Raw genomic sequence first — 13,686 nt, 5'->3', positions numbered from 1 at the left:
GCCCGATCGGCCGTCCCGCGGGCGGCCCGCCCGGCGGGTGCCGGACTCACCGGCCCCCTCCGGGTCCCCGGCCGCCGGCCGCCGCGCGGGGCTCCGTAGACTGCCGCCATGCATGAGGAGCCCGTCGTCCAGGTGCGGAAACTGGTCAAACGGTACGGCCCCAGGACCGCGGTGGACGGGCTCGATCTGTCCGTGGCGGCCGGCACCGTCACCGCCGTCCTCGGCCCCAACGGTGCCGGGAAGACCACCACCGTCGAGATCTGCGAGGGCTACCGCCGGCCCGACGCGGGCACCGTCCGGGTCCTCGGTCTCGACCCGGTGGCACAGGCGGCGGCCCTGCGGCCCCGGATCGGGGTGATGCTCCAGTCCGGCGGCGTCTACCCGGGCGCGCGGGCCGCGGAGATGCTGCGGCACACCGCGAAGCTCCACGCCCACCCGCTCGATACGGACATGCTCACCGAGCGCCTGGGCCTGGGCGGCTGCGGCCGCACCCCCTACCGGCGGCTCTCCGGCGGCCAGCAGCAGCGGCTCGCGCTCGCCATGGCGGTCGTCGGCCGCCCCGAGCTGGTCTTCCTCGACGAGCCGACGGCGGGGCTCGACCCGCAGGCCCGGCGCGCCACCTGGGACCTGGTGCGGGAGCTCCGCGCGGACGGGGTGACGGCCGTCCTCACCACGCACTTCATGGACGAGGCCGAACAGCTGGCCGACCACGTGGTGATCATCGACGGCGGCCGGGCCGTCGCCGCGGGCGGCCCCGAGGAGCTGTGCCGGGGCGGCGCCGAGGACACCCTGCGCTTCACCGGCCGTCCCGGCCTCGACCTCGCCGCCCTGCTCACGGCCCTGCCGGCCGGCGCGGCCGCGGCGGAGACGGCGCCCGGCTCGTACCGGGTCACCGGGAAGGTCGGTCCGCAGATGCTGGCCACCGTCGCCTCCTGGTGCGCCCAGCACGGGGTGATGCCGGACCGGATCGCGGTCGAACGGCGCACCCTGGAGGACGTCTTCCTGGAGCTGACCGGCGAGGAGCTGCGCGCATGAGCACGGAAGCGGACCGGACCGCCGGCACCTTCGCCCCCCGGCCCGGGGCCGCGCCGCTGGGCCGGATGATCGCGGCGCAGACCGCCCTGGAGACCAGGATGCTGCTGCGCAACGGCGAGCAACTGCTGCTGACGGTCGTCATCCCCACCCTGCTGCTGGCGCTCTTCGCCACCGTCGACATCGTCGACACGGGCGCCGGCCGGGCCGTGGACTTCCTCGCCCCGGGCGTGCTGGCGCTGGCCGTGATGTCCACGGCCTTCACCGGGCAGGCCATCGCCACCGGCTTCGAACGCCGCTACGGAGTGCTGAAGCGGCTCGGCGCCTCCCCGCTGCCGCGCTGGGCGCTGATGACCGCCAAGACGGGCTCGGTGCTCGTCACCGAACTGCTGCAGATCGCGCTGCTGACGACGGTCGCCTTCGCACTGGGCTGGTCACCCCGGGGCAATCCGCTCACCGTGGCGGCCCTGCTGCTCCTGGGGACCGCGGCCTTCTCGGGGCTGGGGCTGCTGATGGCCGGCACCCTGCGCGCGGAGGCGACGCTGGCCGCCGCGAACCTCGTCTTCATCCTGCTGCTCGTCGGCGGCGGAGTAATCGTCCCGCTGGAGAGGTCCCCGGACGCGGCACAGTCCGTCCTCCAGGTCCTGCCGATCGCGGCCCTGTCGGACGGCCTGCGGGACGTCCTCCAGCACGGCGCGCCGGTGCCCTGGGGCGACCTGGGCCTCCTGGCCGGCTGGTCGGCCCTGGGCCTCGGCCTCGCGGCCCGCTTCTTCCGCTGGGAGTGAGGGGCCCGCTCGCAGTAGAGGGGCCCGCGCGACGCGGCCGGCCCCGGCCGGTGGTGCCGGACGGGCGCCGGGGCCGCGGTGCGCCCGACCCCCGTCCGGGCTCACCACGGCACCGGCGCTCCCGCCCTGCCGCCGCACGGCGGGTACGGCGGTACGGTCAGCCGCTCCGCGGGCGGCCCGCGGCGGTGCCGTCCGGGGGAAGGGCGCAGGTGTCGGAGAAGCCCTGACTGGTCAGTCCCACCGCGCTGTTGACACGGGAGCGGAAGTTCTCCAGCGCCACCATCGCGGTCAGTTCGACGAACGCCGGTTCGCCGAGGCGCTCCAGCAGGCTCGCGGCCAGTTCGTCGGTGACCTCCGGCGGCGTCGCGGTCATCGCCTCGGCGTACTCCAGGACCAGCAGTTCGGTCTCCGTGAACGCCTCCCAGTGCTCCCGCCACTCGGGCACCCTGCTCACCTTCTCCAGTGGCAGGCCCTGCCGTTCGGACACCCAGTGGCCGAAGTCCACGCACCAGGAGCAGCCGATCCGCACCGCGGCGGCCATCTCGGCCAGGTGCTTCAGGACCGGGTCCAGCTCCTTCCAGCGCCCCGCCTTCGTCTCGAAGGAGAAGTAGGCGCGCAGGGCCCTCGGGTGGTGCCCGAAGACCAGGGCCGGTTCGAGGACCTTGCCGTACGCGCGCCGTGAGTACCACTCACCCAGCCGGAGCGAGAGCGTGCGCCGCGGGTTCAGGGAGATCCGCGCCATGGTGCTGCCTCCTCGTGCGAGTCGTGCCGCCCGCCCCGTGCGGGGGGCGGCGTTCACCGACTCGACGGAGGAGCCCCTCCGGGGTGTGACATCGCGGTCGCGGACCGGGCCGGTCGGTCCCGGGCCGGGTCGCAGGCGCGCACCGGCCCCCGGCGCTCCGGGGAGCGCGCGGCGCGGGCCCGGAACCGTCCCGGTGACGCGTCAGCGGCCCGGTTCGCGCCCGGGTCCGTGTCCGCCGGACGGGCCGGGTCCCCGCCGCCGGAAGCGGGGGCGGGGTGTGGGTGTGGGGTCGGCGGCCCGGCGGGCCCGGTCCAGCAGCCGCCGGGCGCGGGGGCAGTCCCCGAGCTGCCCGTCGAGGACGTCCAGGGCCGTCGGCAGGTGGTGCGCGTCCGCGTCCCGTGCCGCGAACACCCCCGCCGTCCAGAGCACGTAGCCCGTGAACAGCTCGGCGTCGTCGGTGTAGAGGGCGGCGGCGAGGTAGTCGACGAGGTGCGCGATGTCCTCGGCGAGCTCGCGGCGCGGGCCGCCGGTGAGGCCGGCCGTTTCCGGCAGGCGCCGCTCCAGATCGTCCAGCACCGCCTCGACCAGGCGCGGAGCGGCCTCGGAGACCCGGGTGTACTCCTGGTCCGCCAGGTGCGGCAGGTCGTCGACGGCCCGGCGGACGGGGCGCGGCGGCGGCAGCGGGTCGTCGGCGAGCCGGCCGGCGGCGGATCGGGCGTCGGGCGCCCAGGCGTCCGCGTGCAGGAGGCGCGCGTAGCGTCCGTCCGGCCCGAAGGCGGCTCCCCCGACCAGCACGGGCACCCCGGCACCCTGACAGGCCATGATCGTCGCGTGGGCGGTGGGCAGCCGGGTGGCGAGCGAACCCGAGAGGGCGACCGCTTCCGGTCCGGTGCGGTGCAGATGGGCGATGAGGTGCGGGGCGGGGACCTGGGCGCCGAGGTAGTCCACACGCCAGCCGCGCAGTTTCAGCACCTCGGCGAGGAGCCGGGCCGGCAGCGCGTGCCACTCCCCGTCCACGCAGGCCACGGTGAGCCGTCCGCGCGGGGGCTCCGCCCGCGGCGGCTCGCCGTGGTGGGCGACGACGGCGATCACGCGGTCGTTGATGGCGGTGGCCGCGTGCTCCCCGGCCACGCTCATGCGGTTGGCGGCCCACTCCACGCCGACCTTGCGCTGCACCGCGCCGATGACGTCGAGGAGCACGCTTTCGTGGTCGAGGCCCGCGTCGAGGGCGGCGAGGGCCGTCCGGGTGGCCGCGTACTCGTCCCCGTCCACGACGGCCTCCCACAGCTCGCGCGCGTACGCGGCGGGGCCGGGGTGCCGGTCCCCGGGTTCTCGTACGGTCATGGGGTGCCCCTGTCCGGTCGGTGTCCGGTGGTGCCGGGAGGCCCACCGTGGCGGGGGGAGCCGCCGTGGCCGCCGCTCCGGCCGGAGCCGGCCCGGCCGCCGTGCCCGTCCGTCCCGAGCCCGTCCGCTCCGGGAGGCGGTGGCCCGGCGTGCGGCCCTCCACGCGGGGGCGCGATGGCGACGACGGCCCTGTCGTCGGCGGGGCCGGGGCCCGCCCACTCGGCCGCGAGCATCTGGACCCGTTCCACGACGGCCTCCGGCGGCAGCCCCACGCACTCCGAGAGCGCCTGCCGCAGCCGTTCCTCGCCGAACATCTCCCGGCCCAGCGGCCCGCCGCGGGCCTCGGTGATGCCGTCGGTGAAGAGCACGCAGGTCTCCCCCGGTGCGAGGGTCGTCCGCACCGTGACCGTCTCGACCTCCGGCAGCAGGCCGACCAGCGTGCCGGAGGTCGCGGTCTCCTCCACCCGCCCGCCGGCCCGTACGATCAGCGGCGCCGGATGGCCCGCGCTCGTCACCCGCAGTTCCAGACCGCCCTCCCGGGGGAGGACCGAGGCCAGCACGAGGGTCGCGAAGCGGGTGTGCTGCGGGGAGTTGAGCAGGGCCCCGTTGAGCAGGCTCAGCACCTCGTGGTGATCCCCGGCCAGCGGAACCAGGGCCTCCAGCGTGATACGGATCTTGCCCGCCAGGACGGCGGCCTCCAGTCCCTTGCCGCACACATCGCCGAGGATCACCAGGGCCCCCTCGCCCCCGGCGGCGTCCGGCAGGGGGTGGACGTCGTAGAAGTCGCCGCCGACCTGCTCGGTGTCCGAGGACGCGCGGTAGCCGCCGGCGAACTCGGCACCGGCGGTGCGGTGCAGGACCGGAGGCCGGAGTTCGCGCATCAGCGTCTCGGTGATCGCGGCCTGCTCCGCGTACAGCCGGGCGGCGGAGATCGCCGCCCCGGCGCGCGAGGCGAACAGACGGGCGAAGAGCTCCTCGCGCTCCGGGAAGCCGGCCGGCCCGGCGCGCAGCAGGATCAGCGCGCCCGACGGCTTCTCCAGGGGCCCCGGAAGCGTCTTCACCACGATCGAACCCACGGGTCCGAACCCGTCCGGGACCACCCACTCGGGCGCGTCCCCGGGAGCGACCCACCGCGGGGGCGGCAGCGGGGCGCCGCGCAACGCCTCCGTCAGCCCCGGCATCCCTGCGGGGTCCACGCCCGCGGGCCGGCGCACCGGGCGTCCGCCGCGTTCGCAGAAGACCACCGGCAGCCGGCGCCCGGGGCCGGGGACCACCACCAGCGCGGCCTCCGCGAAGTGCTCGGCCGCCAAGCGTGCGGCCGCCTCCTCGCAGCGTGCGGGATTCAGCGAGGCCAGCAGCAGGTTGGCGGCGTCCGCCAGCGCCTCGGTGCGCCACCGCTCCTCGCGCAGCGCGTCGTCCGCGGCACGGCGGGCGGTGTCGTCCACCAGCCACCACAGCACGGTGCCGCCGGGGTGCGGGGTGGGGTGCGCCAGGAAGTGGCGCTCACCGATCCGCCCGCCGGCCGCGCCGGCGGCTGCCCGGTCCCGCCGCCCGCTCTCCCGCTGCCCGGCGGTCCCGGGCCCGCCCCGGAGGCCGCCGGTGAGCCGGTCGTGTGCTGCGGCCAGCCAGCCCGGGGCGGTGTCCCGCAGCCGTGCGCCCGGACGGACGGCGGGGCTCAGCTCCGCGGCCGCCTCGCTCACGGAGCGCACCACACCGTCCGCGCCGACCGCGAGCACCGGGTACGGCGCGGACCGCCAGGCGGTGCCGAGCCCGGCACCGCCGCCGTCGGCTGCAGGCTCTACGGAATGTTCCACGGGAGCACGGCCCGCACCGCGGGCCCCTCACCTCGCAACGCTGGACGACGGCCGGTCCCCCTCCCCCGACGATCTCCCGCGCCCGGCCGCGCGGCAACCGCTCCGCGTGGGACGCGGCCGGGGGCGGCCCGGAGCCGGACCGGCCGGCCCCGCCCGTCAGTCCTGCGGCCGGCCGGCGTCCGGCCCGTTCTCCTGCGGCGGTTCCGGTGCGCTCCCGCCGAGACCGGCGCGGACCGCCGCCAGGGCGTCGTCGGCACTGGCGTGGACGGGGATCAGCCGGCCGACCCCGGTGAGTTCCAGCAGCCGGCTCAGGGAGTGGGGCGGCGCGGCCAGGGTCAGCGAGCCGTTGTGCTCGCCCGCGTGGCGCAGCAGGTTGATGAAGGCGTTGAGGCCGGAGGAGTCGCAGAACGGCACGGGGGCCAGGTCGAGGACGAGATGGCGCCGGCCGGCATCCATCAGTTCGAGGCCGCGGGACCGCAGGGTGGCAGCGGTTTCGAGATCGAGTTCGCCCTCCACACGGAGCAGCGCCAGAGGGCCGTCGGCGTGGTGGACGCTGAGACTGAGCGGTTCGGTCATGAGGGCACGGGCTCCTGCCGGACGTGTCGGCGAGCGCCGCCGTCGGCGGACGCGGGGGCGGCCGGAGCGGGGGGCGCCGCACCGGCCGCGCTGGTGATCGGACGGGGACGGGAGGCGGGGCCGCCGGGACGGCGCACGGCGCCGGAGCACGGCGCCGGCGCGGTGGTCCCCGGCGCCGGGCGGCGCCGGGGCACCGGTGTCGGGTGTCCGGTTCCTCGCATGCGCTGCCCCTCTTCCTCGTCCGTCCCGCCCGGTTCCCCCCGGTGTCCGGCCGCTCCGTGGTTCAGCGTAGGCGCGGTACAGACCGTTTCGAAAATACTCACGACGGGCGGAACGTCCGTAAAGGGACGCGGGGAGGCGGCCGGCCGCTTCCGTTCCACCGTTCTTCTGCCCAACCCCCGCGCAGAAACCGGTTCCCGGCAAAAGCGTACTCTCCGCTTCCGTTTCCGCGGAGGGCCGGAAACGCGGGAGCTCACGGCAGAAGCCGCCCCGGAAGGGCTCCGGGGGCCAGGAAGGCCAGCCGGCTCGGCTCGTGGTCGCCCTCCCAGTCCTCGCTCCAGCCGACGGCTCCCGCCACGACGTGGTCCCGGCGCCCGCCGGCGGTCTCCAGTACCAGCACCCGGTCGTCGCGGCGGGCGTGCCCGGTGTCGGCCAGGATCAGCTTCCGCTCCTGCTCCGTGGCGCAGCGGATCACCAGACCGCTGTAGTTGATGCCGGTCTTGACCGCCCGCACCGGCTTGAACAGCACATCGATCCGGGACTGCCGCGTACCGTCCCGGCCGACGGAACGGGCGCGCAGCAGCAGCTGACCGTGGCTGACCGTGTAGGCCCAGACGGAGAAGGCGCGTTCGGAGCGGAAGAGTTCCCTGCCGGGGGCGAAGTGGGCGTCGGTGTCCAGCCACACGTCTGAGGTCTCCATGACGGAATCCTGTCAAAGATCGCCCTGTCCGGTGAACGGAAAACCACCACCTCCGTGCTTCCCCCGCCCCGGCCGCCGGGGACGCGGACCGGGACCCTCGTGAAAAGATGCACAAGGGCATGTTTACGATGGACCCGTGTCCAAGCCGACCGCAATCGTGCCCAATCCCCTCGCCGCCATCGCCGCCCGCTGGACGCCGTCCCCGCGGACGGTCCGGCTGGCCGCGCTCACCGCGCTGCTGATGAGCATCGTCATCATCGTGACCGGTGGTGCCGTCCGGCTGACCGGCTCCGGGCTCGGCTGCGACACCTGGCCCAAATGTTCCGGCGACAGCCTGATCGCCACCCGGGAGATGGGGCTGCACGGCGCCATCGAGTTCGGCAACCGCATGCTCACCTACGTGCTGACCGCGGCGGTCGGCTGGACGATCATCGCGGCCCGCTCCGCCGAGCCGCGCCGCCGGAGCCTCACCCGGCTGGGCTGGCTGCAGTTCTTCGTCGTCCTGGCCAACGCGGTGCTGGGCGGCATCACGGTGCTGCTGGAGCTCAACCCGTACATCGTCGCCGGGCACTTCCTCGCCGCCACCGCGCTGCTCACGGTGACGGCCGTCACCTGGGAGCGGACGCGGGAGGGCGACGGCGCCCCCCGGCCGCTCGCCGGTCCCCGGGTACGCGCGCTGGCGTGGGCGCTGGCCGCCGTCACCGCCCTCCTGGTGATCGCCGGCACCGTGGTCACGGGCGCCGGCCCGCACGCGGGCGACAGCAGCGAGGTGCCCCGGATGGGCGTGGACTGGGAGACCGTCACCCGGGTGCACGCGCTGCTCGCCTGGGCGGTGGTCCTGCTGACCGCCGCGCTCTGGGTGGTGCTGCGCGCGGTGGACGCCCCGGCCGCGCCCCGCAGGCGCACCGCCCTGCTGATGGCGGTGCTGCTGGCGCAGGGCGCCATCGGTTACGTGCAGTACCTGACCGACCTGCCCGAGGTTCTGGTGGGCCTGCACATGCTCGGCTCCTGCCTGGTCTGGGTGGGCGTGATCCGGGTCCTGCTCTCCCTGCGGGAGCGGCCCGCCGTCGCGGCGGAGCCGCTCGTACCGCCGGCACCCCGGCAGGAGGGCCCGGCGGTCGCCGCCGCTCTCTGACCCCGGCTCCGGACGCCGGCTCCGCGGCGGCTCCGGCCCGGCTCCGGATGCCGCGCCCCTCGCGCCCCGGACACAGGACGGCCCCCTCCCGGCACGGTCACGGCTTGCGCCGACCGCGCCGGGAGGGGCCGTCCGCCGCCCCGGATCAGCCGCCCACCGGCCAGCCGTCCCCGCCCGGCGGCAGACGCGTCCGGGGCACCCGTTCCGGTCAGGCGGCGTTGCGCGGGCCGCCGAGCTGGATCCCGGCCATGCGCGACCACTCGTACGGTCCGGTGCGGACCCGGGCCGCCATCTCCCCGTCGAAGTTCTCGTGCACGGTGATGCCGGCCTTCTCGGCCGCGCGCTCCGCGATCGCGTGGGACGGCGCCACCAGGTCGCCCCAGCCGCCGTCGGCGCCGACGAGGACGATCCGGGCACCCGTCTGCCCGAGGTGCGCGATCTGCCCCTCGGCGGAGCCGCCGTGGTGCTGGGCGAAGGCGTTGATCTCCCGGGCCAGCTTGGCCACCCGGCGCTCGGCCCTCTTGTCCGCCCCGGTCGCCTTCCCGGCCGCCGCGGCGGTGTCTCCGGCGGCCTGGGTGCCGCCCGCGTCCTGGTCCTGCTTGCTGTCTGCCATGACCAGGATGCTACCCACGGGTAGATCAACTGGCGACGGGCCGGGTGCGTGGCCTTGACCACGCACCCGGCCCGTACCGAGCCGGAACCGCCGGGGGCCCTAGCGAAGGAAGGGGTCCACCGCGACGGCGAGGAAGAGCAGGGAGACGTAGGTGATGGACCAGTGGAACAGCCGCATCTCCTTCAGCTTGGCGCCGGTGATCCCGGCCCGGGCGCGCGCCTGCAGTCCGTGCGCCTCCTTGAGCCAGAACGCGCCGAGGACGACGGCCACAGCCGGGTAGAACCAGCCGGTGTAGCCCAGCGGCCACAGCAGCAGCGAGACCCCGACCATCACCCAGCTGTAGAGGACGATCTGCCGGGCGACCGCCTTGTTGCCCGCGACCACCGGCAGCATCGGGACGCCCACCCGCGCGTAGTCGTCCTTGACCTTCATCGACAGCGGCCAGTAGTGCGGCGGCGTCCAGAAGAAGATGACCAGGAAGAGGACGAGCGCGGCCCAGGAGACCTCGTTGCGCACCGCGGACCAGCCGATGAAGACCGGCATACAGCCCGCGATGCCGCCCCAGACGATGTTCTGCGCGGTACGCCGCTTGAGCCACATCGTGTAGACGACGACGTAGAAGAGGAGCGCCCCCAGCGAGAGCATCGCGGACAGCGGATTGACCAGGAACCAGAACCACGCGGTGGAGCCGGCGGCGAGCACGGTGGCGAAGACCAGGCACTCGCGCGGCGAGACCATGCCCGTCACCAGCGGACGCTGCGAGGTGCGGTCCATCAGCGCGTCGATGTCCCGGTCGATGTACATGTTGTACGCGCCGGCGCCGCCGGCCGACATGAAGCCGCCGATACAGGTGGCCAGGACCAGCCACAGGTCCGGCACACCCTCCGCGGCGAGGAACATCACCGGGACGGTGGTCATCAGCAGCAGCTCGATGACGCGCGGTTTCGTCAGCGCGAAGAAAGCCTTGACCCGGGCATCGAGTGGCCGGTAGCCGGGGCCCATCACGGGCACCCGCACTGGATGGGAATCGACGACCGTCACGCGCACCCCTGTGGTGAATGACATCGGCGGCTCGGTGCCGCGGGGAGATCCTGCAAGTCCGCCCGGAACCGACGGGTCCGGTCACGGCTTGCGCGTACCACGCCACTTTAGACGCCCCGGGTACCACGCCCGCCGCCGGGGGTGCCGGACGTGTTCGGCGGGCGCGGCGCCCCTCCGTTTGAGCAGTTGGGGCCCAGGGCCCGTATGGATGCCCGACAGGTCTGATCATGCGTCCGGCGGGGAACCCGGCCAGGGCCGCACCGACGCACCGTACGGCCGCGGCGGGAGGGGTGCGCCAGGCGGACAGAAGCCTCCGTGAGGTGCGGTTCCGACAGTTGGACGGTCGAAAGCACGCACACGGGTGCGAGATAGGCTCGACACCGCCCGGTGAGCCAAGTCACCGGCACTGCGACCTTGTGGAGAGGAGCCCTGACCCAGGGTGAGCATCAAGCCGACGACCACAGAGCTCGAGTGGACAGAGCTGGACCAGCGGGCCGTTGACACCGCCCGAGTCCTGGCCATGGATTCCGTGCAGAAGGTCGGTAACGGCCACCCCGGCACGGCCATGAGCCTGGCGCCCGCCGCCTACCTCCTGTTCCAGAAACTGATGCGGCACGACCCCTCCGACGCCGGGTGGACCGGACGGGACCGCTTCGTCCTCTCCCCCGGCCACTCCAGCCTGACCCTCTACATCCAGCTCTACCTGGCCGGCTACGGACTGGAGCTGGACGACCTCAAGGCCTTCCGCACCTGGGGCAGCAAGACCCCGGGGCACCCGGAGTTCGGCCACACCACCGGTGTGGAGACCACCACCGGCCCGCTCGGCCAGGGCATCGCCAACGCCGTGGGCATGGCGATGGCCGCGCGCTACGAGCGCGGACTGTTCGACCCGGAGGCGCCCGAGGGCGGCTCCCCGTTCGACCACACCGTCTGGGCGATCGTCTCCGACGGCGACCTGGAGGAGGGCGTCTCCGCCGAGGCGTCCTCGCTCGCCGGGCACCAGAAGCTCGGCAACCTCATCGCGCTCTACGACGACAACCACATCTCGATCGAGGGCGACACCGCGACGGCCCTCTCCGAGGACGTGCTGCAGCGCTACGAGGCGTACGGCTGGCACGTCCAGCGCGTCGACCAGGCGCCGAACGGCGACTTCGACGTGCAGGCGCTGTACGCGGCGTTCCGGGCCGCGAAGGCCGAGACCGGGCGGCCCTCCATGATCGCCGCCCGCACGATCATCGCCTGGCCGGCGCCGAACGCGCAGAACACCGAGGCCTCGCACGGCTCGGCGCTGGGCGCCGAGGAGGTCGCCGCCACCAAGCGGGTGCTCGGCTTCGACCCCGAGGTCCACTTCCCGGAGGACGCGGAGGTCCTGGCGCACGCCCGCGCCGTCGCCGACCGGGGCCGCGAGGCCCGCGCCGCCTGGGACAAGCGGATGCAGGACTGGCGGAACGCCAACCCGGAGCGCGCCGCCGAGTTCGACCGCATCAGCGCGGGCGAGCTGCCCGAGGGCTGGGAGCGCAAGCTGCCGGTCTTCGAGCCCGGCAAGGACGTCGCCACCCGCAAGGCCTCCGGTGAGGTCCTCAAGGAGCTCGGGCAGATCATCCCCGAGCTGTGGGGCGGCTCCGCCGACCTCGCCGGCTCGAACAACACCACGATCGACGCCACCTCCTCCTTCCTCCCGGCGGACAACCCGCTGCCCGAGGCGAACCCCTACGGCCGCACGGTGCACTTCGGCATCCGCGAGCACGCCATGGGCTCGACCATGAACGGCATCGCGCTGCACGGCAACACCCGCGTCTACGGCGGCACCTTCCTGGTGTTCTCCGACTACATGCGCCCCGCCGTCCGGCTCGCCGCCCTGATGGAGCTGCCGGTCACGTACGTCTGGACGCACGACTCGATCGGCCTCGGCGAGGACGGCCCCACCCACCAGCCGGTGGAACACCTGGCCGCGCTCCGCGCCATCCCGGGCCTCAACATGGTCCGCCCGGCCGACGCCAACGAGACCTCCGCGGTCTGGGGCGAGATCATCCGCCGGCACACCGCCAAGCCCGCCCCGCACGGACTGGCCCTGACCCGGCAGAACGTGCCGACGTACGCCGCGAACGGCGGAGCCGCCAAGGGCGGTTACGTCCTGTTCGAGGCCGAGGACGCCGACGGGAAGGCCGCCGACCCGCAGGTGGTGCTCATCGCCACCGGCTCCGAGGTGCAGCTGGCCGTCGGGGCCCGGGAGCGCCTCCAGGCGTCCGGGGTCCCCGCCCGCGTGGTGTCAATGCCCTGCGTCGAGTGGTTCGAGGAGCAGGACCAGGGGTACCGGGACAGCGTGCTACCCCCGGCCGTCCGCGCCCGGGTGGCGGTAGAGGCGGGAATCGGCCTGTCCTGGCACCGGTACACCGGCGAGGCGGGCCGGATCGTCTCCCTGGAGCACTTCGGTGCCTCCGCCGACTACAAGGTGCTGTACCGCGAGTTCGGCCTCACCGCCGAGGCCGTCGAGGCCGCGGCCCGGGAATCCCTCGAAGCCGCGGGTCGCTGACGCCCGTATCCGTACAAGGAGGAGTTGCAACTCTTATGGCAGACGCACTCAAGCGCCTCTCCGACGAGGGCGTGGCGATCTGGCTGGACGACCTGTCCCGCACGTTCATCTCGTCCGGTGAACTCGCGGAGCTGATGGACACCAGCCACCTCGTGGGAGTCACCACCAATCCGACCATCTTCCAGAAGGCCATCTCCGGCGGCGAGGGGTACGAGCGGCAGCTCTCCGACCTCGCCGTACGGCGGGTGACCGTCGAAGAGGCCGTGCGCATGATCACCACGGCGGACGTCCGGGACGCGGCCGACGTGCTGCGGCCGGTGTTCGACGCCACGGACGGCCGCGACGGCCGGGTCTCCATCGAGGTCGACCCGCGGCTGGCGCACAACACCCACGCCACCGTCGCCGAGGCCAAGCAGCTGGCCTGGCTGGTGGACCGGCCGAACACGCTCATCAAGATCCCGGCCACGCAGGCGGGCATTCCGGCGATCACCGAGGCCATCGGCCTCGGGATCAGCGTCAACGTCACGCTGATCTTCTCGCTGGAGCGCTACCGCGCGGTCATGGACGCCTACCTCTCCGGTCTGGAGAGGGCGAAGGCCGCCGGCCTGGACCTCTCCCGGATCCAGTCGGTCGCCTCCTTCTTCGTGTCCCGGGTGGACACCGAGATCGACAAGCGGCTCGACGGCATGGGCACCGAGGAGGCGGCGGCCCTGCGCGGCAAGGCCGCCCTGGCCAACGCCCGGCTCGCCTACCAGGCGTACGAGGAGGTCTTCGCCTCCGACCGCTGGGCCGCACTGGAGCGCGAGGGCGCCAACCGGCAGCGGCCGCTGTGGGCCTCCACCGGCGTCAAGGACAAGGCGTACAAGGACACCCTGTACGTCGACGAGCTGGTCGCCCCCGGCACGGTCAACACCATGCCGCACGCGACCCTGGAGGCCGTCGCCGAGCACGGCGAGATCACCGGTGACACGGTGACCGGCGGCTACGAGCAGGCCCGCGCCGACCTCGACGCGCTGGAGAAGCTCGGCATCTCCTACGACGAGGTCGTCCAGCTCCTGGAGGACGAGGGCGTGGAGAAGTTCGAGAAGTCCTGGACCGACCTCCTCGAATCCACCGAGGCCGAGCTGAAGCGACTCGCTCCGGAGGCGTGAA

The 13,686-nt window shown here is 74.2% G+C and carries 12 protein-coding genes; 5 read left to right on the top strand and 7 right to left on the bottom strand.

Annotated elements, in window-relative coordinates; genetic code table 11:
• The first annotated feature begins 108 nt into the window (after window positions 1-108).
• Complete coding sequence (locus E4N63_RS25440; RefSeq protein WP_230241781.1) at window positions 109-1,035, top strand: ABC transporter ATP-binding protein; 927 nt, start codon at window positions 109-111, stop codon at window positions 1,033-1,035.
• Complete coding sequence (locus E4N63_RS25435; protein ID WP_230241779.1) at window positions 1,032-1,817, top strand: ABC transporter permease; 786 nt, start codon at window positions 1,032-1,034, stop codon at window positions 1,815-1,817. The genes E4N63_RS25440 and E4N63_RS25435 overlap by 4 nt, the downstream gene beginning before the upstream one ends.
• A gap of 157 nt (window positions 1,818-1,974) precedes the next feature.
• Here the strand turns inward: E4N63_RS25435 and E4N63_RS25430 are convergent, their stop codons facing one another.
• From E4N63_RS25430 to E4N63_RS25410, 5 genes are all read right to left on the bottom strand, one after another.
• Window positions 1,975-2,559 carry a carboxymuconolactone decarboxylase family protein gene (locus E4N63_RS25430; protein ID WP_125627026.1) on the bottom strand — a complete coding sequence of 195 codons (585 nt, stop codon included), beginning with the start codon at window positions 2,557-2,559 and terminating at the stop codon, window positions 1,975-1,977.
• A gap of 201 nt (window positions 2,560-2,760) precedes the next feature.
• On the bottom strand, window positions 2,761-3,903 hold the full coding sequence (locus tag E4N63_RS25425; protein WP_230241778.1) for a B12-binding domain-containing protein: 1,143 nt from the start codon (window positions 3,901-3,903) through the stop codon (window positions 2,761-2,763).
• On the bottom strand, window positions 3,900-5,717 hold the full coding sequence (locus E4N63_RS25420) for a PP2C family protein-serine/threonine phosphatase (RefSeq protein WP_230241777.1): 1,818 nt from the start codon (window positions 5,715-5,717) through the stop codon (window positions 3,900-3,902). The genes E4N63_RS25425 and E4N63_RS25420 overlap by 4 nt, the downstream gene beginning before the upstream one ends.
• Before the next feature lie 156 nt (window positions 5,718-5,873).
• Window positions 5,874-6,293 (bottom strand): STAS domain-containing protein, encoded by a 420-nt coding sequence (locus tag E4N63_RS25415; protein WP_125623623.1) that lies wholly within the window; start codon window positions 6,291-6,293, stop codon window positions 5,874-5,876.
• Window positions 6,294-6,765: 472 nt separating this feature from the next.
• On the bottom strand, window positions 6,766-7,212 hold the full coding sequence (locus tag E4N63_RS25410; protein WP_125623624.1) for a hypothetical protein: 447 nt from the start codon (window positions 7,210-7,212) through the stop codon (window positions 6,766-6,768).
• A gap of 136 nt (window positions 7,213-7,348) precedes the next feature.
• Between E4N63_RS25410 and E4N63_RS25405 the strand changes: the two genes are divergently transcribed.
• On the top strand, window positions 7,349-8,347 hold the full coding sequence (locus E4N63_RS25405; RefSeq protein ID WP_230241776.1) for a heme A synthase: 999 nt from the start codon (window positions 7,349-7,351) through the stop codon (window positions 8,345-8,347).
• Between the two features lie 208 nt (window positions 8,348-8,555).
• Here the strand turns inward: E4N63_RS25405 and E4N63_RS25400 are convergent, their stop codons facing one another.
• Entirely contained in the window at window positions 8,556-8,960 is a 405-nt protein-coding gene (locus E4N63_RS25400; RefSeq protein WP_228429732.1) for a hypothetical protein, read from the bottom strand.
• Between the two features lie 99 nt (window positions 8,961-9,059).
• The gene (locus tag E4N63_RS25395) at window positions 9,060-10,001 is read right to left on the bottom strand and encodes a heme o synthase (protein ID WP_374112891.1); all 942 of its coding nucleotides are present in this window, start codon (window positions 9,999-10,001) and stop codon (window positions 9,060-9,062) included.
• A 439-nt stretch (window positions 10,002-10,440) separates the two neighbouring features.
• Here E4N63_RS25395 and tkt point away from each other — a divergent pair, with 439 nt between their 5' ends.
• Window positions 10,441-12,534, top strand: coding sequence for a transketolase (gene tkt / locus E4N63_RS25390; protein ID WP_230241774.1), 2,094 nt, complete (start codon window positions 10,441-10,443; stop codon window positions 12,532-12,534).
• A 35-nt stretch (window positions 12,535-12,569) separates the two neighbouring features.
• Complete coding sequence (gene tal / locus E4N63_RS25385) at window positions 12,570-13,685, top strand: transaldolase (RefSeq protein WP_125623628.1); 1,116 nt, start codon at window positions 12,570-12,572, stop codon at window positions 13,683-13,685.
• The last annotated feature ends 1 nt before the right edge of the window (window position 13,686 follow it).

Source organism: Streptomyces sp. MNU89 (assembly GCF_020982505.1).
Classification (GTDB): Bacteria; Actinomycetota; Actinomycetes; order Streptomycetales; family Streptomycetaceae; genus Streptomyces; species Streptomyces xinghaiensis.
This window is presented reverse-complemented; position numbering and strand designations above follow the sequence as displayed.